The following is a 25,281-nucleotide window of genomic DNA, read 5'->3' as shown; positions in this document are numbered from 1 at the left end:
ATCACCGACGCTCATCGTGCCCTCCTCGCTCCTCGGTGCCGTTCATTCCGACGGGCCCCTCAGAAACCGAACCGGTATGCCTCCATTCCTCGCCCGGAAAACCTCCGTTAGCGGAATCTCGAGGGCCGAGTCGAGCATCGTATCTGCGGATAGCAGAGCAAATCTATAACCGCGAGCACGCGACCGAATTGTCTTGCCAAGCTGCGCGTAGAGATTTCTTAGCGGGCGTCGCTCACCGACACGAATGCCATAGGGCGGATTCGTCACGATCCAGCCGGGAGGAAGCGGGAAATCGACAGCTGAAATCGCTCGCACCTCGAGCAGAACGCTTTCCGAGACTCCGGCGCGCTCTGCATTTGCCCGTGCGGATTGAACCGCCCCCGCATCACGGTCGGAACCCATGATCGGGCTCCCTGCCGGTCGTTCCCGCTCACGCGCTTCCGCCACGAGCGACTCCCATTTGGTGCTCTCGTAGCTCGGCCATTCCTGAAAGGCGAATGCGCGGTTGATTCCGGGCGCGATTTGCCGGGCAATGAGAGCAGCCTCGATCGTTATCGTCCCCGAGCCGCATAACGGATCGATCATCACGGCGCCTCCGTCCCAGCCGCTTCCAATCAGCATCGCGGCAGCAAGCGTCTCCCTCAGCGGCGCCTTTCCTGTTGCCTGCCGGTATCCCCGGCGATGAAGCAGCTGGCCGGAGCTGTCGGCACTGACGACGCAGTTGTCGTGAGTGAGACGCACGATGAACAGCTGCTCGGGCCCCGTATCCGACTCGTCACTATCGGCGATATCGGCTGGGTCTCGATGCGCCGAGGCGACTACGACTCCGGGAACCTGCTTCACCACGGATTCAGCGAATCGCTGGGCTACGGCATCCGAGTGGAAGAGCCGCGACTTTCTGCAGGTCACCCGAAAGCGGGCACGAGACCCTGGATGGAGATACTCACTCCACATGACTCGCCGAGCGCGCCGCTCCAGCTCATGAAAGGTGCTGGCGTGGAACTCAGCCACTCGGACTATGACCCTGCTCGCCGTTCTGAGATGGAGATTGAGCTCGTACACCTGCTCGAGCGATGCCGTGAGCCCCACGCCGGCCTCGACCGTTTCGGCGGCGGGGAAGCCGAGTTTCCGGATCTCCGAGGCAAGAATCTGCTCGAGTCCGGGCGCCGAAATGACGAAAACGCGGATTGAATCCTTTGTTCCCGCTCGGCTCAGAGAGTCATCCCGTTCAAACCTGAGAGGTTATTTTTCCAGGGTGCGCTTCGCGCGACGCAGTTAGCGCTGAATATACGCCTTCACCGGGCGCCGTCGCGCGGGAATAGTTCGTGCCTGTAGGAAATGCGTATGCAGCAGCCAATTACAAAGGAGTCCGCCCGCTCCATGCTGACGGACCGGTTCGGTCATGCCAATTTCAGGCGTGGCCAGTGGGAACCGATCAAAGCGCTTCTCGAAGGTCGTGACGCTCTCGTAGTGATGCCGACCGGAAGCGGGAAGTCTGTGATCTACCAGCTTCCGGCGCTCCTCCTTCCGGGCCTCACGGTCGTAGTCAGCCCGCTGATCGCGCTGATGAAGGATCAACAGGACAAGATGACGGCTCAGGGTGTTGATGCGGTAGCGATGCATTCGCATCTCTCGACACTCGAGACCCGCGAGGCGCACCGGCAGATTCAGGCGGGCGAGGGCGAGCTTCTCTACCTCACGCCTGAAAGGTTCAAGGACCGAGGGTTCTTCGAGCACCTGCTCAGCCGCAAAGTCAGTCTCTTCGTGATCGATGAAGCCCATTGCGTCAGTCAGTGGGGACACGACTTCCGGCCGGATTACCTCTCGCTCGGCTCGATTGCCAAGCGCCTCGGTCGCCCACCGATATTGGCGCTGACGGCGACCGCGACTCAGGAAGTTCAGGACGATATCGTCCACCAGCTCGGAATGCGGAATCCTCACATCACGATTACGGGATTCGCGCGGCCGAATCTGCGTTTCGAGGTGAGACGCACCGTCAACGACAGTATCAAGGACTCGGTCGTCGAGCAGCTTCTGAGAGAGAGCCCCGGGTCCGGCGTGCTGTACGTCGCGACCGTCAAGGAGGCGGAGCGACTCTATGAGATGCTTTCCGACCGCCACAGTGTCGGGCTCTATCATGGCAAGCGGCCGGCAGCAGAGCGAAAAGCGGTGCAGGAGTCGTTCATGAGTGGAGAGACCAAGGCGATCATCGCCACCAACGCCTTTGGCCTCGGCATCGACAAGCAGGACATTCGATTCGTGATTCACTACCACTTCCCCGGATCGATCGAGTCCTATTACCAGGAGGCGGGACGCGCGGGTCGCGACGGACTGCCCGCGCTTTGCACGATGCTATACCGCGTCGAGGACCGTCGGATTCAGACTTATTTCCTTGGCGGGCGGTATCCGGAAGTGGAGGAAGCGGCGCGCGTCGCGCTCGCGCTTGAGAAATATCCGGTCGACCAGCCGGTAGCGCTCAGCGACATCTCCGATATCACCGAGGTCCCGCAGCGAAAGGCAAAGATTGTCTTCGCCTTGCTCAAGCGCCACGGCCTCGTTCGCGAGCATCGAGGCGGCCGCTGGCAGCGGCTGCAGGGAAACCTCACGTCAGTCGACCTGAGTCGCGATCTGCTCGACTACGAGGAGCGTCGCGCGGCCGACCAGAAGAAACTGGGAACGATGATCCAGTTCTGTCAGACGACCGATTGTCGCACAAAGTTCATTCTCGAGCACTTCGGCGAGGAAGTCGACCGGACGTGGTGCTGCGGCAATTGCGATGCGTGCGACGCCAGACTGGAGTGGGCAAGGCCGGCGTAGCTATTCGAGCCGGGCGTTCAGCTCCATTTTCATATTGTCCTTGAGTGCCTTCGACACCGGGCAGCCCGCTAGAGTAGCCTGCGCTAGCTCCTGAAACTTCGCGTCATCTATATTCGGCACCGACGCGCGCACATCCAGCTTCATCGTCGTGATCTGAAATCCCTCGCCGACTTTTTCGACCGTACAGGCAGCGTCGGTAGCGATTCTCGTGGGCGGAGTTCCATTTCTCTCCAGCGCGCCACTGAACGCCATGCTGAAGCACGACGCTTCTGCGGCGGCAAGTAGCTCTTCAGGATTGGACGCGGCACCACCTTCTGCGAACCGCGCAAAGCTGTACTCTCCCGTCGCGGAGCCACTCTCGACACTGTAGTTGCCTGTCCCGGTCTTCAGTCCGCCTTCCCATACTGCACTGGCCTTTCTCGTGGGCATCTCGAGCTCCTGTTGATTGCGAGGCGTTCCCTCTTTAGCCGACGGTCTTCGAAAATCTCCTGACGCTGATCAGGATCAGCACCGCTGCAAACCCCGCCAGGATGAGAGTTTCGTGCCATAAATAATTGATGCCTACCCCCTTGAGAAGAATTCCCCGGAGTATCGTGAGATAGTAGGTCAGCGGAAGCGCGAGGGCGATCCACTGCGCCACGACAGGCATCGCCTCGAGGGGAAACATGAAGCCCGAGAGCAGGATATTCGGCATCAGGAGCAGGATGCTCAGCTGGATCGCCTGGATCTGCGTCTTCACAAGAGTGGACACGAGAAGGCCGATACCCAGATTGGCAACTATGAATCCGAGCGACAACACATAGAGCAGTACGATGCTTCCTCGTATCGGAACGCCGAAGAGGATGCGTCCGAGGATGAGGATCGACGTCATCTGGACATATCCAACCAGGACGAACGGAAGCAGCTTGCCGAGCATGATCGCGCTCTTGCTGACCGGCGTGACGACGAGCTGCTCGAACGTTCCGTGCTCCCGCTCCCGCACGATGGCAATGCTCGTTATCGCGAGAAGGGTCAGGCTGAGAAGCACCCCGATGATCCCGGGCACGATGTAGATGGAGCTTCGCAGCGCAGGGTTGTACCACGGGCGTACGCGCACCTCGAGCGGGGGTGGACGACTCGCCCCACGATCGGCGATTGCTGTCGCGCGCACCGACGCGGCGAGAGCCGCACCTCCAATTGCCGCAGCGGACGCGAGCGGATCGGCCGCGTCCACGATCACCTGTGCCTGTGCAGTGCGCTGGCGTTTCAGGTCGGTGTGAAAATCTGGCGGAATGATTATCGCGGCCTTGGCCCGCCCTGACTCGATCCAGTCTCTCACCTGGGCCCGCGAGGAAGCCTGGCCCGCGATCCTGAAGTTCTGTGTCTGTTCCATCACCGACACGAGACTTCTGCTCTCGGAGCTGCGTGATTCGTCGAGCACCACCGTCGGCAAGTGCCGGACCTCCGTCCGAATAGCGTAGCCAAAGAGAACCAGCTGAATCACCGGGATTCCGACCATCAGTGCAAAGGTGAGCCGATCCCTTCGCATCTGGATGAACTCCTTCTTGAGCATCGGCACGAGGAGACTCCGGAAACTCCTCCGAGTCGTAATCGGGCTCTTGACGGTCGTCGCTGCTGATCCTGTCACGTTTTGACTGTCTCCGCTTCATCGCGACGCTGAAGCTCGATGAACACGTCTTCAATCGTGGGCTGGCCGAACTGCGCGGTGATCTCCTCAGCCGTTCCAAGGGCGATCAAATGTCCGCGAGACAGAAACGCAATTCGCTGACAGCGCGCTGCCTCATCCATGTAGTGCGTGGTGACGACGATAGTCGTTCCCTGCTTCGCGAGCGTGTAGATCATGTCCCAGAACTGGCGGCGCGCCGCGGGATCGACCCCCGCAGTCGGCTCGTCGAGGAAGAGGATCACGGGTCTGTGTGCGATTGCGCACGCGAGAGAGACTCGCTGCTTCCAGCCGCCGCTCAGCGTGCCGACTAGCTGATTCGCCCGCGGCGCGAGCCCGAGCTCGGCGAACAGCTCGTCCATTCGTTGTTTCTTCTGCGTGCCGGCCAATCCATAAAGCGACGCGTAGAAATCGAGATTCTCGGCAACGGTCATGTCGTGGTACATGCCGAAGCGCTGTGACATGTAACCGATGTTTCGCCGGATATCCTCGGATTGCGTTCTCACGTCGAACCCAGCGACTGTCGCCGTGCCCGATGTCGGCGTGAGCAGCCCGCACAGCATCCGTATCGTTGTCGTCTTTCCCGATCCGTTCGGTCCGAGGACGCCGAAGACTTCTCCCCGCTCGATGTCGAGCGTCACTCCGTCGACTGCCCGGATAGACCCGAACGTCTTTGTCAGATTCTCCGTATGGACGGCGGGGGTCACGCGCTGGGCGCTTTCTTCGGGATCGTTACGGTGACCGGCAGGCCCGGCTTGAGCGCTCCGGAGGTGTCGTTGAATTCGATCTTCACGCCGAAGGTCATGTCCGCTCGCTCGTCTTCGGTCAGCGCCACGCGAGGCGTGAATTCCGCCTTCGTATTCACCGCGACGACGCGACCGTTGAATGTGCGCCCTGGTAGTCCGTCGAGCGTCGCCTTCGCTGCACTGCCGACTTTGATGCTCGGAATCTCGCGAGCATTCACGTAAACCCTGACCCATGGTCGGCGAACCTCGCCAAGCGTGACAGCCGATTGGCCGGCGGTCACTATCTCTCCGGGTTCCGCATTTCGGCTCAGCACAACGCCCGGAACCGGTGCAGTGAGCGTGAGATCGCCGACAATCGCTTTCGTTGCTGAGAGTCCTGCCTGGGCAACCGCCACTTGTGCCCGGGCGCCAGCGATTCGCTCGGGGCGTGTACCCTGCCTGAGGAGCAAGAGGCTCTGCCGCAACGCCTCGCGATGTGCTGCGGCTTGTCTCGCCGCCGCCTCCGCCGCCTGACGCTGCTGAAGCGAGATCGCGCCGGCACGCTGCAGCGCGCGCGCCCGATTTGCGTCTGCAGCGGTGCGCGTTGCTTCGGTTTCGGCCGCTCGGAGCTCCGCGGCAGCGCGATTTATTTCGGCCGTTCGCGAGCCTCGTTCGGCCTCGCTCAGACCGGCGCGGGATGCTTCCACCTGCGCCTCCCGTTGCTCGATCTCAGGTTGCGCCGTTGGCTGGGACAGGATCGCCAGTGTGTCTCCGGCGCGAACGATGTCGCCATCATTCACCAGCATTCGGAGCACGCGACCCGTCGTCATCGGCGCTACATCTATCTCGATGACCTCGAGAGTCCCGGTCGCGGTTACCGAATTACGGTCCTCGCGACTGCAGCTCGTCGCCAGCAGCGCGGCGAGCCAGAGGGCGCGCCTCATGAATTACCTTTCAAGAAATGCAGGAAGCGACCACCTCACCGATCCCTCCGTCGATTGACCGCGTTCTCCGCCTTTTCCGCTCTATGGGGCGCGAGGAGAAGATGCAGGCGCTCGTGCAATATTCCAAGAAGCTCGAGCCGTTTCCGGAGAGGCTCAGCTACATCGACCGCGCGAAGTTCAACATTCCGGAGTGTCAGACGCGAGTCAACATCGTGCCCGAGCTCAAAGATGGAAAGCTTCACTTTTACGCTGATCCCGATGTCCGGCAATCGCCGACAATTGCTGCGGTGCTCGCGATTGTTTTCGGCGCGGTGAACGATCAGCCGCCGGAGGTAACGCTTCGGATCCCCTCGGATTTCGTGCGAACGCTGATGGAAAGCATCGGCCTCGGTGCACGTGAGCCGGGGTTGAATGCAATGATCACGCGACTCAAGCGCCACGCGCTCGAAGCTCAGTCGGCCATCGCTGCAGCAGGGACATGAGGACGTAGCCGCCTGAGATCGAGCTCCCTGTCTTCGCGCTACACTCCCAACGCCTTGATCACGACGCGCTTGGACCGCTGGCCGTCCCACTCACCGTAGAACACTCGCTGCCACGGCCCGAAGTCGAGTCGTCCCTTCGTGACTGGAATAATGACCTCGTGGCCGACAGTGAGAGACCTCAGGTGCGCTGCGGCATTGTCCTCACCGGTTCCGCTGTTGTGGCGATAGTCGTCGGGCGACCACGGGGCGATCCTCGTCTCGAGCCAGTCGAGAATGTCCTTCCACAACCCCGGCTCGTGATCGTTCACGAATACCGAAGCGGAGATGTGCATCGCTGAGACGAGCACGAAGCCTTCACTTATGCCCGCCGCCGCGCGACATGCCTCGACCTCGTCCGTGATGTCGATGATCTCCTGCCGCTTTTTCGTGTTGAAAGTGAGGTAGGAGGTGTGGGTCTTCACGTCACCCGGCACGTGTTTGCAGCAGCGATCCATGCCACGAATCGGACGCATGCGATGAGAATCTTGCGCGCCATTCGCCGAGACTGGTTACGGAGGGGTCGAACACTTCCGTTTCGCCGTCCACCTCTCCCGCCGCGCCCAGGTCGGTGAACACGTCGCGCGTCACCGAGCGGATTGTCCCATCCTTTCCTCGAAAGAAGACGAGGCCGCTGGTAACCACTGCGGCGCCGATCCTCCCCTCGAGGGACTTGAGGGTTCTGTAAAGGCCGTCAATGGAGCATCCCGACGCACCCGCCCGGCTCTGATCCACGGCTACCGTCAGGAACCTGTTGTCTCTCCAGTGTCGCGCGGCGGCGAGTGGTACGCCGTGAGCGGTCCAATCGGTTAGATAGTTATCTACCTCACGCAAGAGCACGGATTCGGCAGCCGGCTCCAGCTGCTGATCAACACCGTAAACCCACACACGGGAGCCATCCGGAAGATCGTCAAACGACGTCAGCATACGATCAATCTAGGTTCATTTGGGGCTTCGCGCCGCACGGGGCCGAGGTCCTCTGAGTGCGTCCGAGGGAAGCTCGAGTACCCGCCACATGTACCATGAGCCGATTGTTCGATACGGCGCCCATTTCGATCCTATTTCCAGCACCTTCTTCGCTGGAGGAAGCCTCCGCATTCGGTATGCCCGCTGGATCCCCTTCTGCACGCCGAGATCGAGATCCGGCAGCACATCCGGCCTGCCGAGGCGGAACATCAGGAACATCTGCGCGCTCCACCTGCCTATCCCCTTCACCTGCGTGAGAGCGTCGATGATATCCTGGTCGCCCAGCTCATGCAGCGATTCAACCGGAAGCGACCCGTTGAGCGAGTGCTCCGCGAGATTCCTGAGATATCCCGCCTTCTGGTTGGACAGACCCGCTTTTCGCAGCGCGTCGTGCTGGGCTGCAGTAATCTGCTGAGGAAGAGGTGTCTCGGAATCGAACATCGCGCGCACCCTTCCGTGGATCGTCGCGGCCGCCTTGCCCGATAGCTGCTGGTAGACGATCGACCGGATGAGCGCATCGAAGTGGGTCCCGGCAGTGCGCAGCTCCAGGGTGCACGGACCGACCTCATCGATGACCTCTGCCATCACCGGATCGACACGCTGCAGATGTGCTATTGCCTTGCGGTAAATGGATGATGAGCGCGCCAGAACGCCTCGCTATTTGACGAAGGTGATGGCTTCGTATCCGGTTCCAACGGCCAGAATGCCACGCAGGCGATTTGGCTCGATGAGCATGCCTTCGAACTTCCCGGCACCCAGGAGCTCCAGCTTGATCTGCGACAGCGCGAAGATGTGTGCATCCGACGTCCAGACTCCGCTGATATCCGTGGTCGCGGGGTCAGTCGGCTCGGGCGCGCAGGATGACAGCAGAAGTGCACCTGCCATCGCGATGATGCAGCTCGTTATCGAACACTTGGAAAAAGTCCTGCTGCAGCGCAATCCGCTTGACTCCTGCTCGCTATTGCTGGCATTCTGGAACGATCGTCCGGCGCGGGTATATTACTAGACTTCCGCCTCAAGTTACCACCACCGCCCCACCTGCCTTGCTTGCCGGAGGGCGAACTGCGCTCACAAGTCGGAGTTTGCTCAATGAGATTTTTCTACTCGAACGCCTTCGAGCGGGCAGTAGCCGCTGCCGCCACTACTATAGTAGTATTCGCGGCCCCGCTGACCGCGCAGAATCCGCCCGCCGCCCCAGCCGCTCCCGCGGGTCTTACCTGCGAGATCGACGAATCCAAGCCGCAGTCGGTTGCGCGGGCCACTTTCTCCATGACACGCGCTCAAGCCGGGCTGAGAACGGGAACCGCCACAAAGGATCTTCGCGATGTCGTCGCAGCGCTGAATGCTCCCGCCGCGAAAAACGAAAACCCGGTTGCCCGCGCCTATCTCCTCGGTCAGGCGTACGTTCTTCTCCTCGATCAGCCTGGCGTTTCACCGATCTCCACCCGCTCTGCAATCGGGCTCACCACCGATCCGAAGGGGCTGATAGATCTCTTCGCCGCTGCCGATTCGATGTGGACCCTAGTCGAAGCCACCTCCCCCGGTTGCACCGAAGTCGGCAGGCAGTGGAGACGGCAGAAGCCGTGGCTGGCCGTTACAAACGCAGCGATCAATGCCGTGAACGCCAACAAGTTCGATTCGGCTGAGATCTACGCAAAGCGGGCGTTGGTACTGGATCGGACCGCGCCGTACGCTTATTCCGTTCTCGCAAGCGTGGCCAAGAACAAGAAGGACTACACGACAGCCGCCGAGTACTGGAAGAAGACCCTGGAGGCGGCCGGAACGGACACCACATTCGACGACGTCCGGGACCGGACTCTGGTCGAAATGGCGGGTACCGCGACCATTCGCGTGGACGCCGCACCACCGGCCGGAAAGAAAGCTCTTGCGCGCGAAGCCATCAACGCCTGGAATGCAGTGTTCGCCAGATCGACCGACGACATCCAGCAGACTTTCGCTCTCCAGAACCTTGCGAAGCTCTACATCACTGCTGGTGACAGCCTCTCGATTGGTAAGATCTATGCGCCTCTTCTCGCGAATCCTGCGCGTTACGGCGAGAATGCGCTTATGCAGGCAGGCGTCATGGCCGCACAGTTCAAGCGCCCGGAAGACGCCGGGCGCATCTTCTTCGTAGTCCTGGAGCGCAATCCCTACCAGCGTGACGCGCTCAACAACCTCGCGGCGAGCTACATCTTCCTCAACCAGTTTGACAAAGTGTTCCCGCTCGTGACGCGGTTGAACGATCTGGATCCGAGCAATCCCGAAAACTACATGCTGAATGCCTTCGCCTATGCGGGACTCGTGAAGGCAACCAAGGCCGCAAAGCTCAACAAGCAGTACACAGACTCGCTGGTTTACTACACGGGGAAGGCAGACAAGCTTGCAGTCAAGGTGAGCTTCTTCGAGTTCTCAAAGGGCACAGACGCGACGAAGCTTTCGGGTACGATAGAGAATCGCTCGAGCGCGGCGAAAACCTATCCACTCACTGTGGACTTCCTCGACAAGGCCGGAAAGGTGCTCTTCACCGAAACTGTTTCCGTTGGCCCGGTGCCCGCCAAGGGCAGCAAGGAGTTCACGATCAAGTCCGCGAAGGGCGGTGTCGCCGCCTTCCGGTACAAGCCGGTCGTGTAGAGATCACCACATGCATTGTATGAGGGGTGCATCGCTAAGCGGTGCACCCCTTTTATGTGGTACGGTCTTTGACTGCGCATACGGAACGTGACGCACGCTCAGATCTGGCCCGACGCACTCTGGCTGGTTCGACACGGAGAGTCCGCCGGCAACGTGGCGCGCGAAGCGGCGCTTCTCGCCGGCGACCATGTGATCGACCTCGACGTCCGCGATGTCGACGTTCCTCTTTCGCCGCTTGGGGAGCAGCAGGCGACCGCCCTCGGCCGCTGGTTTGCCGCAATGCCCGGGGACGCCAAGCCGAACGTCATCCTCACATCTCCGTATCTGCGAGCGCGGAATACCGCGGCGATCGTGGCCCACGCCGCCGGCCTCGCCGATGACGCGTATTCTCTCGTCGTAGATGAACGATTGCGTGAGAAGGAGTTCGGCATTCTCGACCGCCTGACGAAAGTCGGCATTGAAGCTTATCACCCGGAACAGGCGGAATTCCGGCGACTACTCGGCAAGTTTTACCACCGCCCACCCGGCGGCGAGAGCTGGTGCGACGTCATTCTGCGCCTGCGAAGCGCGATCGAGATGATATCGCGTGAATACTGCGCGGAACGCGTCCTGCTCGTCTGCCACTCCGTCGTCGTTCTTTGTATGCGGTATCTGCTCGAGCACATGACGGAGGAACAGATCCTCGCCATCGATCGCACAGAGGAGATCGCGAACTGCTCGGTAACGTCGTATCGCTACGACGCTGCTGCGCGTCCCCGCGGCATGATGAAGCTTGACCTGTTCAACTTCGTGGCCCCGTTGGAAACGGCCGGGGCGCCGGTGACGTCAAAGCCTGACGGACCCGTCGCGGCGAAATAGCTAGCCACCTGGCGTCGGAGCCACCCGCCCGAGAGTGCCAGGCATGTCCGCGACGATGTAGGCCAGCACCGCCATTCACTGCGACACATTCCGACATCTCGCGCGGATTGAGCTTGTCGATCGTGTCGCCGTCGCTATGGTGATACCAGAAGTAGCGCGTCCCGTCCACGATCGGGCTCGCTGCAGGAACCCCTCTTTCCGCAAGCGGCCCGACATCAACGTCCGGACCTCCCGCCTCGGCGCTCGTTGCACCGATGCCGGCGAGCAGAGAGGCGATGTCGCGCACGATGGCAACGGCGGAGTCGGGGCCTGTGACGCGGTAGCCGAGGGGCTTGAACACCCCGGCATCCGATTCCATCGCGAGCACGTGCTTGTCGAGCTCGTGCGCGTGTGTATCGCGATAAGCGAGCGCACCTCGCGAGCCGTTCTCTTCGTTCGTCCACAGAACTACGCGTATCGTCCGCCGCGGCCTCAGGCCGAGGTCCTTGATCAGCCTCACCACTTCCCACGCCGCGACGCTCCCGCCGCCGTCGTCCATTGCGCCTTGTCCAACATCCCAGGAGTCGATGTGGCCGCCAATCACCACAACTTCGTCCGGCTTCTCGGATCCGACAATTTCAGCAATAACGTTTCGTGACGGAGCATCGGGTAATGTCTTTGCTTCCATCTTGAGCGTGACGACGATTTTTTCGCCGCGGTCGCTCATGCGGTGGAGCATCATGGCGTCCTCCACGCTGAGCGCAGCCGCCGGAATTCGCGCGACGGTGGTGTCATAGGACATCGCCCCCGTGTGCGGATTCTGAATCGAGTTCGATGCGATGCTTCGGATGAGCGCCGCGACAGCGCCCGCTCGCGCAGCCGTCGACGCCGCACGCCCACGGTATCTCACTGTCTCGCCGTAGCTGACGAACGGAGCGTCGAACAGAACGATCTTTCCTTTCGCTTCGGCTTGTCGTCTGGCGAATTCATCGAAGCTGCCGACCACGAGCACTGGGACGGTAATTCCTGCCGGGGGCGTTCCCACACTTCGGCCGAGCCCCAGCATGTGCAGCCGGTAGCGTCTCGGGCTCACCAGCATTGCCGATTCGTTGCCGCGAACCCAGCGCGGGACCATTACTTTTTCGCCGCGCACATTCTGGAGGCCGTCACGCTTCATTTCGGCGAGAATCCAGTCGATTGCAGCCTCGAGACTCGCCGAGCCGCTGAACCTGTGGCCGAATGTGTCCGTCAGACGCGCAAGCCGGTTGTAGGCGACACTGTCAGCGAGCGCCGCAGCAATCAATCGTGTCGCATTCGCCCGGTAGCGGTCAGCAATCGGAGGTGCCGACACGGTCTGCTGAGCGAATACATTGTGGCTGGCTGTCAGCACGAAAGCACAGAAGAGACTTCGGATGACCGACACGCGAAGCTTCATGCTTGCTCCTGATTCGTAGGGAGTACAGCGAGCTGGGCTGGAACAGGCTCGGCAAAATGCCTGGCGCGAGAATCTAGTCCGGGTGCATGGAGGCTGCGCGCGCTATCATCGGACTCGATTCGCTTGGCCGTACGGGAAGACAGATCGTGAATGTCGTTCCGGTACCCGGCTCACTCTTCACCGTCACGTCGCCGCCGAGAAGCAACGCGAGCCGCCGGGTGACGGTGAGGCCGAGCCCCGTCCCGCCCGCGCGGCGCGTCGCTTTCTGCTCCACTTGCCAGAAGGGCTCGAAGACCCGCTCGAAATGTTCCGGGCTTATTCCGATTCCGGTATCCTCGACTGATACAATCAGCTGGTCTCCCTTCTGGTCGCCGGAAAGGATGATGCGGCCGCTGTCGGTGAATTTCACGGCGTTGCTCAACAGATTGACGATCATCTGGCGCACCTTCACCGCGTCCGTCTCGACAATTACTTCATTCGGCGGTAGCATCACTTCGATGTGAAGGCCGCGGGCGCGAGCGAGGGGCTCGACCAGCTCCGCGGCGGGCTCGAGAATAGTCGTCAGGGATGCGCGCTCCAGGTCCACTTTCTCCCGACCCGCGTCGATTCGCGTGAACGTCAGTATCTCATCGATCAGCGACAGCAGGTGACGCGCGCTGGCCTTGATTCTTCCGAGTTGTTGCGATTGCTGCTCGGTTATGGGGCCGCTTATGCCGTCGGCAAGCAGCTCCTGATATCCCATTATCGCGGACAGCGGAGTCCGAAGCTCGTGCGACATCACCGCGAGAAAATCGCTCTTTGCTCCGTTCGCGCTTTCTGCCTCGGCGCGAGCTGCCTCGGCCTCCGCCTTTGCCGCCTCGGCATCGCTGCGCGCTTTTTCCGAGCTCATCCGCGCCTCGCGCTCACCCACGAAGAGCTCAGCCCGCTTTCGGTCCGTGACTCGAAGCACCCTCGCACTCCACGCCACGAGCAGCAGGAACGTCAGGATGTCCGCGACGGCAAAGAGCGATGTCGCCACCTGGCTGCTGAACAAACCCGCCTGCTCGCCGGCAAGGCGAATCATGCCGAATATGAAAGGCAGCAGAATGGCGCCTGGAAGTAGACGCCGCGAGACCACGCCTGCGGCACCGGCGTCAACTACGAGGCCTGGTATTCCACGATGAAGTTGCGAGAAGAGCAGACCCAGGCCAAGGATGACAAACGTCACCGCGGTGATGAGCGCCATCCCGATGAACGGCTGCATCAAGTAGAAATCGCGAACGCCGAACGCATATCCGACCAGTGGGATGAATGCCACGAGAAAAACTTCCAAGGCGGCGATTTGCGAGGTGAAGCCGTTGGTTCGGCGGTCGCGGCGGAGCAGAAGAATCCCGATTCCGGTGAGGAGAAAGGCAACCACGCTGCTGATCGCCATGCGTCCTGGCGCGGCGGCGTTCGACCCCCTGACGGCAGAATCGATCACCGACAGATCGATCCCGAGACTGCGACCGAGGATGCGCTCAGCTCCCGCAATGAGCGCGATTACAATCACCAGAATGGCGAGCGCCCGCGAGGCTTCGGCTTGCCATCGCGACGCATACTTCGGGTAGGAGAGAAACAGCGATGCGCCCGCCAGAACGAAAGTCAGCGCAGTGAGGGGCGGCATCGGCGGCGCGGGATCGAAACCGCGGAGTGCGGGCATTCCAAGCCACCACGCCGCAAGCATTGCCGCACCGATGATAATCGTTGTTGCGCCGGCGAAGCGCGGCAGCTGTTCGAAGAACCCCGTGAAGCGGTGCCACTCTTCGGCAATAGGCTCAGACACCGGCATGCAACGCTTACCTCACCAGCCTTTTCTGGCCCTCAGATCGGTGATCTGTCCCGCGTGATGCGCGCCGTGATCGGCGTAGATCTCCAGCAGATCGTCGATACTGACTTCTCCGCGCTCGGGATGAAATCCCCGGCGTGACCAGGCGTCGTCCGGCAGCAGCTCGAGAAACGCGACCCATCGCTCGTGAAGTCCCTCCAGCAGCTTGAGCGAGGAGTCCACCGCCAGCCGGGAATCGGGCAGCGCCGCCCATACATCCTGGTCGTACGTCTTGATCGTCGGATGATCTTCGGTTGCGAGCCATCTGAAGCGCAGGTACGCATTCGCGTGCGAATCGGCAAGGTGGTGCACTACCTGCCTCACCGTCCAGCCGCCGTCGCGATAGGGGGTATCGAGCTGTTCGTCTTTCAGTCCCTGCACGGCGGCTCTTACGATTAGCGGGACATCCCGGATTTCGGCAATCTTGCTGTTCCGTTCTTCGCGATTGAACATTGAGGAAGGCCCGGAGGTCCCACTTGCATCTGTGATTCGATCGCAGCAATAGACGAGTCTCGAAAACTACTCGTCGAAATCGTTACTCAATAGAGTAATGCAGCTTGTCCGACGAGCGGAACCATCATACCAGAGTTTATGAGCCAGCACGACGTGCCACACCTTCTCGCCGTTCTCGTCGCGCTTCTGGCGGCCACGAAAGTGCTCGGTCTCGTGGCGCAGCGGTTTGGCCAGCCGTCCGTCGTCGGAGAGCTCGTTGCGGGGATCGTTCTCGGCAGATCGCTCCTCGGAATTCTCGATCCGGCGGACCCGGTCATTCATACGCTCGCCGAGCTGGGTGTGGTCGTGCTGCTTTTCGAGATCGGGCTTCACACCGACATCCGCTCGCTGCTCAAGGTTGGCGGCGAAGCGATGGCGGTCGCAGTCGTGGGAGTCGTCCTTCCATTTGCGCTCGGATACGGCGTCTGCGCCTTGCTCGGATTGCCGACGCTTCCTTCGATAGTCGCCGGAGCAGCGCTGACCGCAACCTCGATCGGCATTTCGGCGCGGACGCTTTCCGACCTCGGGCAGCTCCGAAGCGCCGAAGGTCAGATAGTGCTCGGCGCCGCTGTGATAGACGATGTCATTGGGCTCGTAATTCTCTCCGTGGTTGGCGGGATTGTCGGTGGTGTAACGTTGAGTTTCTGGGGAATCGCGGGAACGACTTCGATCGCGGTTGGATTCATCGCCGCTGCTTTGATTCTCGGAAGTCTGGTTGTCCCTCCGGTGTTCCGTTTCATCGACCGCCTCGAAGCGTCGGGGACACTGGGCGTGGCAGGACTTGCGTTTGCTTTTCTTCTCGCCTGGCTCGCATCGCTCGCCGGCTCAGCGACGATAATCGGCGCATTTGCGGCTGGACTCGTCCTGCATAACACTCCTCAGCGCACTCGCATCGAGAGTTCCACTACGACGCTTGGCCTGTTCTTCGTCCCGATTTTCTTCGCCGCAGTGGGAGCAGAAGTAGCACTCGGAGCCTTCGCGGATTTGAGTGTTCTGGCGGTAGGGTCAGCGCTTCTCGTCGTGGCACTCGTCGGCAAGGTTGCTGCCGGCTACGCTCCATTCTGGGTCAAAGCGCGAAAACTTCTCATTGGCGTAGCGATGATACCGCGGGGCGAGGTCGGACTGATCTTCGCCAAGATGGGCCTCGCTACAGGTGTGCTGACGTCCGAGCTCTTCAGCGCCATCACGATGATGGTGCTGGCCACGACGCTTCTCACCCCTCCGCTACTTGCGTACATGATACGCTCGGAACCCTACACGCCGGACGACCGTGACCGGCCCGGCCTGGGCGGTATCGACGATCTCGTCGCCGGAACTGCGGAAACGAGGGCTATTCTCCCGTCGGACGTGCCTGGCACGGTCTGCAGGTACATCCACATCGCCTTGATTTCGTCGTCCGTGAGGTATCTGGTGTAGGGCCACGGCATCACCGCGCTGAGAATTCTCCCATCCGGACGAACGCCAGTGCGAAGGGCCTTGGTGAAATCGGCTTCGCTCCAGCTACCGATGCCGGCTCGTGTAAGGTTCGGCACCTTGACCCCCTGGATGGCTGAACCCCCTGAAAGATTCGGATTGTGGCAGCCCGTGCATCCACCGGTCTTCAGCAGATAAGCGCCGTACTCCTTCGTTACTCCCATCGGGACCGGGGCCGGCCGCGGCGCATTACGGTTGATCATCCGCCCCGGCGCGAGCGGAAACGGCGTCATCACCGAAAGCGTCCGTGCAATCGGTCCGATGCTCGGCGGTGGAGTCACCTGATCAACCGGCGGCACGCTCTTCAAATACGCGATGATCGCGCCAAGGTCGGAATCGTTGAAGTGATAGAATGCCTGCGAGGGCATGAAGATCAGTGGCTTGCCGTTGCTGCGGACGCCGCCGGATGTCAGAGTTTCAGCGCGGCCCAAAAGCTCCGAACCCCTGGCTGGTTGGTCTAGCTCGGCTTGTGCGTCATGCGCTCTCGTTCGAGATTCATGCCCACCGCGCTCACCCGGATTCCTGAATGCAGTATCGCCGCCTTGGAAGCAGCGACCTTCACGTATCTGATCTCTCCCTCGGCTCCTGGCTCACTTACGGCGTCGGTGTAGACGACGCCAACGCGCTCGCTTGTATCGAACGGGCATTCGACCTCGGCGTCAACTTCATCGATACCGCCAACATCTACGGGTACGGAGCGGCCGAGTCCTTTCTTGGCAAGGCACTGAGCCGGCGCGACAGGTCGTCGTACATCCTCGCGACGAAGCTGTTCTTTCCAATGTCCAAAACGGATCGAGGCCTTTCCGCGGCGCAGGTGCGCAAGCAGATCGACGCGTCGCTTACCCGGCTTCGGACTGACTATGTCGATCTCTATCAGTGTCACCGCTACGACACTAAAACGCCGCTCGAAGAGACGATGCACGCGCTGAGTGAAGTAGTCCGACAGGGAAAAGCGCGTTACATCGGGTTCAGCGAATGGACCGCGGAGCAGATTGCGGAGGCGCTCGCAATGCCCGACGTCGAGAAGTTCGTTTCCAGCCAGCCCGAGTACTCCATCCTCTGGCGGTTACCTGAAGACGAAGTATTCCCGCTTTGCGCTGCGAACGAGATCGGTCAGATCGTCTGGTCGCCGATGGCGCAGGGAGTACTAAGTGGAAAATACCTGCCGGGTAAGCCGCCACCGGCTGATTCACGCGCAGTAAGCGAGCACATGAACACCTCTTTCGGAACCGATTTGAGGAGCGATCGCACTCTCGAGGTGGTTCAGCAGCTGCGGCCAATTGCCGAAGAGGCGGGCCTCACACTCCCTCAGCTCTCGCTCGCGTGGGTTCTGCGGGACTCGCGCGTTTCATCGGTGATCACCGGCGCGAGCAAGCCGAGTCAGGTAGATGAGAATCTTGCCACTTCCGGAGTGAGGCTGAGTCAGGAGACGCTCGATGCGATCGACCGCGTCACGCTTCCCCTGCTGGGCACGTTTCGGGGAACTCAGGAGATGTACGCGATCAAGCGCTGACGCTCGTAGCACAGGCTTCACGCGTCTTACTGTATCACGCCGAGTGCCCCGACTTCGGCAAGGATGTCCGAGGCGCTTATGTCGCGCGGTGATCGACGCCCAATAATTCGGGAGCGTCCGGTTCCCTGCGGACACGTGCGTTGCGGCTGCCCTGGTGCAAACACGCCGATCGCCGGAACTCCGAACGCGGAGGCAATGTGAAGCGGGCCGGAATCATGGCCGATGAAGAGTTTCGAGAGGGAGAGCGCGAGGGCCGTTTTCGTCAGTGACGCTCCGGGCAAATCGTCGGAGAAGCGCCAGTTGACTCCCGGTGGACCCATCTGTCGAATGCGCTCGAGCTCGACGGTGGTGCCTATCCACAGTACAGACATCCCGCGTCGCGAGAGCTCCCCGGCAATCTCCACCCATTGATTCAACGCAACACACCGCGCGTCACTTCCGGCGAACGCGTGGAGCGCGACGTAATCCCCCTCGCCAAGCGATGCCCGCACCTCATTCAGCTCGACGTCCGAGTGGCGCGAATCGAGCCTGTATTTGAGCTCGCTGGCCTTGATGCCAAGTGGACCGAGCAATCGCGCCGCCTCCACCAGCACGCGCTTGCTGCGGTCCTCGAAAGCAAGGGCGTGTGTGAGCCACCTTCGGTTTCGCCGTCGTTCCAGCCCGATCCGTACAGGTATGCCGACCGCCGCAACCGCCGCTGCGGTCCGCCAGGGTGCAAAGCAGAGGACCGCGGTGTCGAACCGTGCACGACGCAACGAAGCAGCGACCTCGAGGAACTGGCGAAACGACCCTTTACCGGAGCCCGGGGCGCGGTCCCAGAACGGGTCAGCATGGTAGACTGAATCAACCGCCGGCAGCAGGGGGCCGAGCCCCGCCGTGTATTCCTTGCACCACACCGCAATGTGTGCCGACGGGAACCGCTCTCGAATTGGCGGCACCAGTGCGGAGGCGAAGACGAGGTCGCCGAGATTGTCCAGGCTGACCACCAGGATGCGCTCCGGTTTTCGTCGTTGCCCGGCTTCCTCTGCCACCGTACTTTCTTCCTCCGCCGACGTGTGCCTGCGTCGAGCTCCAGCACGGCTCGGTCGTCCAGGGTCGCGCAGCCCGGAACTTACCCCTGCGGGAACCACCCGACGAGAGCAGTGCACACCGCCGTATCACCTGACCAGATATCGGCCATCGCCGAGCCAGCGCTGACGAAGAGGTTTGCGCCTGCGCCGGCGCACGCTGTTCCGCTACGACCAGTGTCGGTCGTGCACATCGACACGGAGCGCGGCTGGCGTGGCGGCGAGCGTCAGGTGCTCTGGCTCGCGGACTCACTGGTCAGGTCGGGAAATCGGTGCGTCATCGCGGCGCGCCCGGGCGAGCCTCTGGCACAGCGCGCTCTGGCGTGTGGGCTGAGAGTTCTGCCCTGCGCACCACGCTGGGAATTCGACCCGGTTGCAGCTATTGCTCTCGCGCGATTCATCCGGCGCGAGCAAATCGAGATCGTCCACGCGCATACGGCACACGCGGCCTCGATTGCACTGCTCTGCGCGCGTGATGCGAAGGTCGTCATTACCCGTCGCGTCGATTTTCGAGTACATCGCCACTGGATCTCGAGGCTGAAATACCGGCGCGCAACGGCAATTATCGCGATATCAGGGGCTGTCGCCGAATCGCTCGTAGCAAGCGGCATAGACCGGGCGCAGATCCAGATAATCCCGAGTGGCGTGGACCTGAGCCGCTGCATCACGCGGTCCGACAGTCACTCCCTGCACCTGCTGGGAATTCCAGAAGGCGCGCCACTGGTAGTCATGGTTGCTGCCCTCGCCCGTCACAAGGATCCACTCACGTTTGTGCTCGCTATGAGAAATGTGCTCGAGAGGGCGCCGGCCACGCATGCACTGCTCATTGGTGACGGGCCGCTGCGACACACGGTGGAGAGTGCTATAAAACGCCTCGGCCTCGAGAGCAATGTCCACCTTGCGGGCTATCGCCGTGACGCGGAATCTCTGATGGCCGCGGCCGATGTGGTTGCGCTGAGCTCGGCAAACGAGGGACTTGGCACTGTTCTCATCGATGCATTGTGGATGGGCAAAGCTGTTGCGGCTACGAGCGCCGGAGGAATTCCTGAGATCGTGCAGCATGAGCGGTCCGGGCTTCTGTCGCCTCCTGGTAATTCAGCGGCGCTCGGCGCCGCAATCGCACGTCTGATTGGCGACAGCGCGCTTCGCACGCGCTTTGCGTCTGCGGGCCGCGCGCGGGCCGCTGCATTTTCCGTCGAGCGAACTGCGACGCGAACTGCACTGGTCTACCAGAAAGTGACGGCAAACGGGGCTTGAGCCGGTTCGGCCGCATAACTTTCACTCGCGATGCGATTCGATACCCACGCGAGCCAGACATGCCAGACAGTGAATCCATGAGGCGGTCCCGGCGATGGTGGATGCTGCTGGCAATCGGGACTGTGGCATCGATCGGACATGCTCAGAGTGCACCACAGCGCACGTTCATCCGCATCAATCAGCTTGGGTATTTGCTGTCAGCGCCGAAGGTCGCGGTCGCCTGCTCGCTCGATTCCGTCTCGATACGATCCTTTTCGGTGCAGGATCTGTCCGGACGCATCGTTCTCGGCCCCCGGGCAACAAAGAGCAGCGGCGGTTTTGGTCCCTGCGCTTCGACGCATCGGCTCGATTTCTCGGCTCTCCGGGTGCGCGGCCGATACCAGGTCGTGGCGGGCGGGGCCGTCTCTCCACCCGTTCGCATCGACGCGAACGTGTATACCGGTGCCGCCGACACGCTGCTCTACTACATGAGACAGCAACGGTCGGGTTTCAATCCGATCGTCAGGGATTCGGTTCACAAGCGCGACGGCATCATCGTCGATCACCCTGTTCGCAACGGCCAGTTCATCAACGTTTCGGGCGGGTGGGCGGATGCGTCGGACTATCTGCAGTACGTGACGACATCAGCCAACGCGACGTTCGTGATGCTCATGGCGTACCGCGATAACCCTCGCGCGTTTGCCGACAGATTTGCCGCCAACGGCCTTCCCGGATCGAATGGTGTTGCGGATATCCTGGACGAAGCGCGACATGGACTGGACTGGCTTCTCCGGATGTATCCCGGCGGTGATGACATGTTCAACCAGCTCGGCGACGATCGCGACCACAGCTTCTGGGACCTCCCATGGACCGACTCTTCCGATTACGGCTGGGGCCGCGGAAAGGAGAGGCCGGTGTACCCGTGCACCGGAAAGCCGCAGGGATTGATAAAGGCGAAGAACAGGTCCACCGGGTACGCTTCCACCGCGGGCAAATACACGGCTGCGTTCGCACTGGGCGCCGCTGTCTTCAGGAAGCGCGATCACGCGTTCGCCGAGAGGCTGCGACAGAGAGCACGCGCGGCGTATCGCCTTGGACGACTTCACGAGGGTGCGTGTCAGACTGCGCCCGGCAGGTCGCCTTACTTTTACGAGGAAGACGACTGGCGCGACGACATGGAGCTCGGCGCTGCTTCGCTCGTCGATGCAACGAGAGAGCTGCACTTCCTCGGCGACGCACTCGTGTACGCACGGCAGGAGCCCGTCACGGCCTGGATGGGCAAGGATACCGCCCGACACTACCAGTGGTATCCCTGGCACAACAACGGTCACTACGAGAGCTGGCGACATGGGTCTGCCGGCGAGCGCGCGCAGTTGGCGAGCTTTTACAGGCGCGGCCTGGCGGCTGTAACCGGCCGTGCGAACAATGGATTCCGAATGGGAGTTCCCTTCATCTGGTGCTCCAACAACCTGATCGCAAGCTTCGCCACCCAGGCTTACCTCTACCGGCGAATGACCGGTGACAACCGCTTTCGCGAATACGAGGCCGCCGCGTTGGACTGGCTGCTCGGCGCTAATCCGTGGGGAGTGTCGATGATCATCGGGCTCCCGCAATCCGGGAACTTCGCCCGTGATCCCCATTCGGTGATTGCCAAGGACCTGAAGGTGCAGCTCACGGGCGGTTTGCTCGACGGACCGGTTTACCGCTCGATCTACCAGAATCTCCTCGGCATCAGGCTTCACGAGCCCGACGAGTATGCACAATTCAACACCGGCTTCATCGTCTACCACGACGATGTCGGCGATTACTCCACGAATGAGCCGATAATGGACGGTACTGCGAACCTCACGTACCTGTTCGCGGCAATGACCCGCCCATAGGCTCACGTGCCCGAGCTGCCGGACATAACCGTTTACATCGAAGCACTCGAGCGACACTTGGTTGGCCACGTTCTCGAGCGCGTGCGGATCGCCAACCTGTTCCTCGTTCGGTCAGTCGAGCCATCGATCGTGGAAACGGAAGGCAAGCGAGTCACGGGTGTTCAGCGAATCGGGAAGCGCATCGCGATGGGGTTCGAAACAGATCTCTGGATTGTGATTCATCTGATGATCGCTGGACGCTTCAAGTGGCTCGCGGCCGGAGCAAAGATCCCGGGGAAGGTCGGCCTGGCGGCCTTCGACTTCGACAACGGCTCACTGATTCTCACTGAGGCCGGGACTACACGGCGCGCATCACTCTACGTAGTCAGAGGTGAGGAAAATCTCCGCGAGATCGATCGTGGCGGATTGGAGCCCCTCGAATGCTCGCTGGACGACTTCTCGTCGCGTCTGCTGAGCGAGAACCACACTCTCAAGCGCGCGCTCACCGATCCGACCCTGTTCAGTGGAATCGGAAATGCGTATTCCGACGAAATCCTTCACCGCGCTCGCCTTTCTCCGCTGCGGTTGACGAGCCGATTGACTAATGACGAGGTGTCGACACTTTTTCACGCAACTCGTCAAACGCTCCTCGAGTGGATCGCCCGTCTCCGTGAGAGCACGGGGGACGGCTTTCCAGGAAAGGTTACTGCTTTTCGTGAGGGGATGGCCGTTCACGGACGCTACGGACAACCATGTCCTGTTTGCTCGAGTTCGGTTCAACGGATCCGCTATGCGAGCAACGAGACGAACTATTGTCCGCGCTGTCAGACGGAAGGAAGACTGCTTGCCGACCGTGCGCTGTCCCGTCTTCTAAAGAAGGACTGGCCCCGGTCGATAGACGAGCTCTACTGAGCTTTCGCCGGGTTCGCGCCGGGAAGCTCGAAGCGCAGAGTGACCAGCGATTGTCCACCGTCACACACCATCACGGTGCCGGTGATGAATTGCGCCGCATCCGAGCAGAGAAAGAGCGCCAGGTCTGCTATTTCGGTTTTCTTCGCAAATCGCCCCAGGGGGATCATGCGAGTGAGATAGTCATGCGCCTGTTTGGTCGGAGCGAGGCGCCGCATACCCTCCGTATCCTCCACCGCGCCCGGGGCGATGGAGTTCACTCTCACGCCTTCCCGTCCCCATTCCAGTGACAGCGTTCGAGTCAGCATATCCACTCCGGCCTTTGCAGCACAGACATGAGCCTGCATCGGCATCGGAGTGAATGCCTGCGTCGCCGATATGTTGACAATCGACGCACCAGGACGCTCGAGGTGCTCGAAGATCGCCCGGCAGGTATTGAACGTCCCGAGAAGGTCTATGTCGACAACTGACTTGAATCCATTCGCCGACATTCCAAGTGCCGGAGCCGGAAAGTTTCCGGCGGCTCCACACACCACGATATCGATCTTCCCGAGCTGCTGGCGGGCGGCGCCGATTGCCGCTGCGAGCGCAGCATAGTCTCGCACGTCAGCCGCGAATCCAGCGGCCGTTCCTCCAGTCTCCGCAATGCCCGCAGCCGCAGCGTCGAGCTTCGCCTGCGTCCGGCCGATCAGCGCCAGCTTCGCCCCATGCTCGGCGAAACGCTCCGCGATTGCGAGGTTGATCCCGCTTCCACCGCCGGTGACCAGCGCGACTTTGTCCCTGAGCTGCCCTGGTTGAAATACGGATGCCATGCGACCTCGTCGCGTTGAGCGCGTGTGCGTTTATGAGGGTGTGTGCGTTGTGAGCGCGTGCGTATGAGCGCGGTGCGCGTTACGGGTGTGGCGTGCGTTGACGCCGACTTCGCCTGATCACCGGATCGTTGCCTCCGCCATACAATTCGCGCACTGCAGCAGCTGAGATTCCTTCGACAGTTTCTCGATTGAGGGCAAGCATTACTCCATTGTCGGCAGGGCTCTCCTCGAGGAGACCTGCTGCGCGCATGAGCTGAACGTGATGTGATATCGTCGCTTTTGACACCCCGAATGCCTTTGCGAGCTCCACCGAAGTCTGAGGCTCGTGGGCAAGCACAGAAGCAATTGCGTACCGGGTTGTATCCCCCAGCGCGCGGAAAGCCGTGGCGGGGTCGACGCTTCTGACATCTTCGCGCAATAGCTCCGGACGGTACACGGGGAAGAACAGCCGGACTGAGCCCGCGCCATCAGCATACGCAGCCCAGAGCCGAGCGTCATTGAACGCCGATGGAATCACGTGAATCTCACGGACGGAGGCATAAGGATAGAGCGTGCGTCCACGAAGACTCGCCACAACCCTGTTTCGGTCATCCAACGCGACGGGAAGCCCAACGTCTCGCGCGAATTCGGATGGGGAGCCGCCAGCGAGGGAGGACTGCAATGTCTTTTTCGCCTGGTCCATCGCCGGGCCGAGATCTCTCCACGTCTCGTGGAAAACGAGCGTCCAGAACGTATCGAGCGCAGCGGCCAGATCAGCGCGGTATCCTACGGGATCGTCGGTGACTCTCCCCAGTGCAATCGCGACCGCATTCGATCCATCGAACGGGTGAAGTCCCAGGAGCGCCACAAGCGAGCGGTCTGCTTCTGCTTCAACACGTACTGCATGCTCGAGCGAGCGGGCTCCTGCGATCAGCTCCGCGACAGCTTCCCTGTCGCGAAAAATTCCGCCCAGCACTGACTCCTGAAACACGCGATCGTCCGCCGACTGGATTGTCCCGACAATTTCAGAGAAGTCTGGGTCCGGCTTCGCATCTCGGAGCGCATCAGCGAGGAGCGGCCACATCAACGGATGCGGAGCAATTCTGGCTACTGTTGCGCTGAAATCTTCGGGCAGGAATCGGCGGCTGCGCTGCCTCCAGCCGGCAGTTGCTGTAGCACCCGCGTCGAGGGCTCGGAGAGCGTAGAAAAGCTCGAAGCGTGGAGTGACGGAAATACTCAGCCGCGACCGGATTGTAACTGCTCGAGCCATGGTAGGTTAGATAACAGTCTAACGCAAGTTCGGCAAGGTGTCACCGGTTCCACGGCAGAGTGCCTCCCAATCATCGAGCATCCGGTCGAAGCTGAAAGCCTCATTCACGCGCCGATGCGTGAGGAAGTATCAGATCGCCGCCGAGGACGTGAACTCGCGTGGGGATGCCGTATTCGCCTGCCTCCGTTGCGACCGTAGCGTTCCGACACAATAGAAGCACGCGATGGCCGCGTCGCTCGAGGCCAGCGAGGAGGCGCGCAAGCCATATCTCGCCTCCGCCCATGATTGA

The 25,281-nt window shown here is 61.3% G+C and carries 24 protein-coding genes and 1 pseudogene; 9 read left to right on the top strand and 16 right to left on the bottom strand.

Annotated elements, in window-relative coordinates:
• Window positions 1–42: 42 nt before the first annotated feature.
• Entirely contained in the window at window positions 43–1,089 is a 1,047-nt protein-coding gene (locus VES88_17255; protein HYN83229.1) for a hypothetical protein, read from the bottom strand.
• Window positions 1,090–1,344: 255 nt separating this feature from the next.
• Here VES88_17255 and VES88_17250 point away from each other — a divergent pair, with 255 nt between their 5' ends.
• Window positions 1,345–2,817 (top strand): ATP-dependent DNA helicase RecQ, encoded by a 1,473-nt coding sequence (locus tag VES88_17250; protein ID HYN83228.1) that lies wholly within the window; start codon window positions 1,345–1,347, stop codon window positions 2,815–2,817.
• Here VES88_17250 and VES88_17245 read toward each other — a convergent pair whose 3' ends face one another.
• The 4 genes from VES88_17245 to VES88_17230 form a co-directional block, all read right to left on the bottom strand.
• Window positions 2,818–3,246 (bottom strand): OsmC family peroxiredoxin, encoded by a 429-nt coding sequence (locus tag VES88_17245; protein HYN83227.1) that lies wholly within the window; start codon window positions 3,244–3,246, stop codon window positions 2,818–2,820.
• A 34-nt stretch (window positions 3,247–3,280) separates the two neighbouring features.
• On the bottom strand, window positions 3,281–4,369 hold the full coding sequence (locus VES88_17240; protein HYN83226.1) for an ABC transporter permease: 1,089 nt from the start codon (window positions 4,367–4,369) through the stop codon (window positions 3,281–3,283).
• 71 nt (window positions 4,370–4,440) lie between these two features.
• Window positions 4,441–5,187, bottom strand: a complete 747-nt coding sequence (locus tag VES88_17235; protein HYN83225.1) for an ABC transporter ATP-binding protein — start codon at window positions 5,185–5,187, stop codon at window positions 4,441–4,443.
• A complete protein-coding gene (locus VES88_17230; GenBank protein ID HYN83224.1) occupies window positions 5,184–6,149 on the bottom strand; it encodes an efflux RND transporter periplasmic adaptor subunit in 966 nt (321 codons plus the stop codon). Before VES88_17230 ends, VES88_17235 begins: the two co-directional genes overlap by 4 nt.
• A gap of 17 nt (window positions 6,150–6,166) precedes the next feature.
• Here VES88_17230 and VES88_17225 point away from each other — a divergent pair, with 17 nt between their 5' ends.
• On the top strand, window positions 6,167–6,631 hold the full coding sequence (locus VES88_17225; protein ID HYN83223.1) for a SufE family protein: 465 nt from the start codon (window positions 6,167–6,169) through the stop codon (window positions 6,629–6,631).
• Window positions 6,632–6,669: 38 nt separating this feature from the next.
• Here the strand turns inward: VES88_17225 and VES88_17220 are convergent, their stop codons facing one another.
• From VES88_17220 to VES88_17205, 4 genes are all read right to left on the bottom strand, one after another.
• Window positions 6,670–7,092: a secondary thiamine-phosphate synthase enzyme YjbQ gene (locus tag VES88_17220; GenBank protein HYN83222.1), complete on the bottom strand. Its 423-nt coding sequence runs from the start codon at window positions 7,090–7,092 to the stop codon at window positions 6,670–6,672.
• Between the two features lies 1 nt (window position 7,093).
• Window positions 7,094–7,594 carry a hypothetical protein gene (locus VES88_17215; GenBank protein ID HYN83221.1) on the bottom strand — a complete coding sequence of 167 codons (501 nt, stop codon included), beginning with the start codon at window positions 7,592–7,594 and terminating at the stop codon, window positions 7,094–7,096.
• 15 nt (window positions 7,595–7,609) lie between these two features.
• Window positions 7,610–8,218: a hypothetical protein gene (locus tag VES88_17210; GenBank protein HYN83220.1), complete on the bottom strand. Its 609-nt coding sequence runs from the start codon at window positions 8,216–8,218 to the stop codon at window positions 7,610–7,612.
• Window positions 8,219–8,290: 72 nt separating this feature from the next.
• A complete protein-coding gene (locus VES88_17205; protein HYN83219.1) occupies window positions 8,291–8,518 on the bottom strand; it encodes a hypothetical protein in 228 nt (75 codons plus the stop codon).
• Window positions 8,519–8,722: 204 nt separating this feature from the next.
• Between VES88_17205 and VES88_17200 the strand changes: the two genes are divergently transcribed.
• Window positions 8,723–10,264 (top strand): hypothetical protein, encoded by a 1,542-nt coding sequence (locus VES88_17200; GenBank protein ID HYN83218.1) that lies wholly within the window; start codon window positions 8,723–8,725, stop codon window positions 10,262–10,264.
• Between the two features lie 87 nt (window positions 10,265–10,351).
• Window positions 10,352–11,122, top strand: a complete 771-nt coding sequence (locus VES88_17195) for a histidine phosphatase family protein (GenBank protein ID HYN83217.1) — start codon at window positions 10,352–10,354, stop codon at window positions 11,120–11,122.
• On the opposite strand, the gene VES88_17190 is transcribed toward VES88_17195, so the two are convergent.
• The 3 genes from VES88_17190 to VES88_17180 form a co-directional block, all read right to left on the bottom strand.
• A complete protein-coding gene (locus VES88_17190) occupies window positions 11,046–12,536 on the bottom strand; it encodes a M20/M25/M40 family metallo-hydrolase (protein ID HYN83216.1) in 1,491 nt (496 codons plus the stop codon). The two genes, VES88_17195 and VES88_17190, sit on opposite strands and share 77 nt — an antisense overlap.
• A gap of 73 nt (window positions 12,537–12,609) precedes the next feature.
• Complete coding sequence (locus tag VES88_17185; protein HYN83215.1) at window positions 12,610–14,340, bottom strand: HAMP domain-containing sensor histidine kinase; 1,731 nt, start codon at window positions 14,338–14,340, stop codon at window positions 12,610–12,612.
• A gap of 18 nt (window positions 14,341–14,358) precedes the next feature.
• The gene (locus VES88_17180) at window positions 14,359–14,835 is read right to left on the bottom strand and encodes a putative metal-dependent hydrolase (GenBank protein HYN83214.1); all 477 of its coding nucleotides are present in this window, start codon (window positions 14,833–14,835) and stop codon (window positions 14,359–14,361) included.
• A gap of 138 nt (window positions 14,836–14,973) precedes the next feature.
• Between VES88_17180 and VES88_17175 the strand changes: the two genes are divergently transcribed.
• Window positions 14,974–16,290: a cation:proton antiporter gene (locus VES88_17175; GenBank protein HYN83213.1), complete on the top strand. Its 1,317-nt coding sequence runs from the start codon at window positions 14,974–14,976 to the stop codon at window positions 16,288–16,290.
• Here the strand turns inward: VES88_17175 and VES88_17170 are convergent.
• Window positions 16,290–16,511: pseudogene (locus VES88_17170) on the bottom strand (hypothetical protein). The gene VES88_17175 and the pseudogene VES88_17170 sit on opposite strands and share 1 nt — an antisense overlap.
• A gap of 362 nt (window positions 16,512–16,873) precedes the next feature.
• Between VES88_17170 and VES88_17165 the strand changes: the two are divergent.
• The gene (locus VES88_17165) at window positions 16,874–17,860 is read left to right on the top strand and encodes an aldo/keto reductase family protein (protein HYN83212.1); all 987 of its coding nucleotides are present in this window, start codon (window positions 16,874–16,876) and stop codon (window positions 17,858–17,860) included.
• A 26-nt stretch (window positions 17,861–17,886) separates the two neighbouring features.
• Here VES88_17165 and VES88_17160 read toward each other — a convergent pair whose 3' ends face one another.
• The gene (locus tag VES88_17160; GenBank protein ID HYN83211.1) at window positions 17,887–18,891 is read right to left on the bottom strand and encodes a glycosyltransferase family 9 protein; all 1,005 of its coding nucleotides are present in this window, start codon (window positions 18,889–18,891) and stop codon (window positions 17,887–17,889) included.
• Window positions 18,892–19,002: 111 nt separating this feature from the next.
• Here VES88_17160 and VES88_17155 point away from each other — a divergent pair, with 111 nt between their 5' ends.
• From VES88_17155 to VES88_17145, 3 genes are all read left to right on the top strand, one after another.
• Entirely contained in the window at window positions 19,003–20,184 is a 1,182-nt protein-coding gene (locus VES88_17155; GenBank protein ID HYN83210.1) for a glycosyltransferase, read from the top strand.
• Window positions 20,185–20,261: 77 nt separating this feature from the next.
• The gene (locus VES88_17150; protein ID HYN83209.1) at window positions 20,262–22,043 is read left to right on the top strand and encodes a glycoside hydrolase family 9 protein; all 1,782 of its coding nucleotides are present in this window, start codon (window positions 20,262–20,264) and stop codon (window positions 22,041–22,043) included.
• A gap of 6 nt (window positions 22,044–22,049) precedes the next feature.
• Entirely contained in the window at window positions 22,050–22,934 is an 885-nt protein-coding gene (locus VES88_17145; protein ID HYN83208.1) for a DNA-formamidopyrimidine glycosylase family protein, read from the top strand.
• Here the strand turns inward: VES88_17145 and VES88_17140 are convergent.
• Both VES88_17140 and VES88_17135 read right to left on the bottom strand, forming a co-directional pair.
• The gene (locus VES88_17140) at window positions 22,928–23,743 is read right to left on the bottom strand and encodes an SDR family oxidoreductase (protein HYN83207.1); all 816 of its coding nucleotides are present in this window, start codon (window positions 23,741–23,743) and stop codon (window positions 22,928–22,930) included. The genes VES88_17145 and VES88_17140 overlap by 7 nt on opposite strands.
• A gap of 79 nt (window positions 23,744–23,822) precedes the next feature.
• Window positions 23,823–24,992 (bottom strand): winged helix-turn-helix domain-containing protein, encoded by a 1,170-nt coding sequence (locus tag VES88_17135; GenBank protein ID HYN83206.1) that lies wholly within the window; start codon window positions 24,990–24,992, stop codon window positions 23,823–23,825.
• Between the last annotated feature and the right edge of the window lie 289 nt (window positions 24,993–25,281).

This window comes from Gemmatimonadaceae bacterium (genome assembly GCA_035633115.1).
GTDB lineage: Bacteria > Gemmatimonadota > Gemmatimonadetes > Gemmatimonadales > Gemmatimonadaceae > UBA4720.
Note: the sequence above shows the minus strand (reverse complement) of the source record. Positions and strands in the feature narration are given on the sequence as shown.

Coding starts and splice junctions, on each gene's coding strand:
- VES88_17245 (HYN83227.1), bottom strand. CDS start 3,246: ATGCCCACGAGAAAGGCCAGTGCAGTATGGGAAGGCGGACTGAAGACC.
- VES88_17175 (HYN83213.1), top strand. CDS start 14,974: ATGAGCCAGCACGACGTGCCACACCTTCTCGCCGTTCTCGTCGCGCTT.
- VES88_17250 (HYN83228.1), top strand. CDS start 1,345: ATGCAGCAGCCAATTACAAAGGAGTCCGCCCGCTCCATGCTGACGGAC.
- VES88_17180 (HYN83214.1), bottom strand. CDS start 14,835: ATGTTCAATCGCGAAGAACGGAACAGCAAGATTGCCGAAATCCGGGAT.
- VES88_17240 (HYN83226.1), bottom strand. CDS start 4,369: ATGCTCAAGAAGGAGTTCATCCAGATGCGAAGGGATCGGCTCACCTTT.
- VES88_17205 (HYN83219.1), bottom strand. CDS start 8,518: ATGGCAGGTGCACTTCTGCTGTCATCCTGCGCGCCCGAGCCGACTGAC.
- VES88_17225 (HYN83223.1), top strand. CDS start 6,167: ATGCAGGAAGCGACCACCTCACCGATCCCTCCGTCGATTGACCGCGTT.
- VES88_17165 (HYN83212.1), top strand. CDS start 16,874: ATGCAGTATCGCCGCCTTGGAAGCAGCGACCTTCACGTATCTGATCTC.
- VES88_17190 (HYN83216.1), bottom strand. CDS start 12,536: ATGAAGCTTCGCGTGTCGGTCATCCGAAGTCTCTTCTGTGCTTTCGTG.
- VES88_17150 (HYN83209.1), top strand. CDS start 20,262: ATGAGGCGGTCCCGGCGATGGTGGATGCTGCTGGCAATCGGGACTGTG.
- VES88_17140 (HYN83207.1), bottom strand. CDS start 23,743: ATGGCATCCGTATTTCAACCAGGGCAGCTCAGGGACAAAGTCGCGCTG.
- VES88_17135 (HYN83206.1), bottom strand. CDS start 24,992: ATGGCTCGAGCAGTTACAATCCGGTCGCGGCTGAGTATTTCCGTCACT.
- VES88_17215 (HYN83221.1), bottom strand. CDS start 7,594: ATGCTGACGTCGTTTGACGATCTTCCGGATGGCTCCCGTGTGTGGGTT.
- VES88_17230 (HYN83224.1), bottom strand. CDS start 6,149: ATGAGGCGCGCCCTCTGGCTCGCCGCGCTGCTGGCGACGAGCTGCAGT.
- VES88_17210 (HYN83220.1), bottom strand. CDS start 8,218: ATGGCAGAGGTCATCGATGAGGTCGGTCCGTGCACCCTGGAGCTGCGC.
- VES88_17200 (HYN83218.1), top strand. CDS start 8,723: ATGAGATTTTTCTACTCGAACGCCTTCGAGCGGGCAGTAGCCGCTGCC.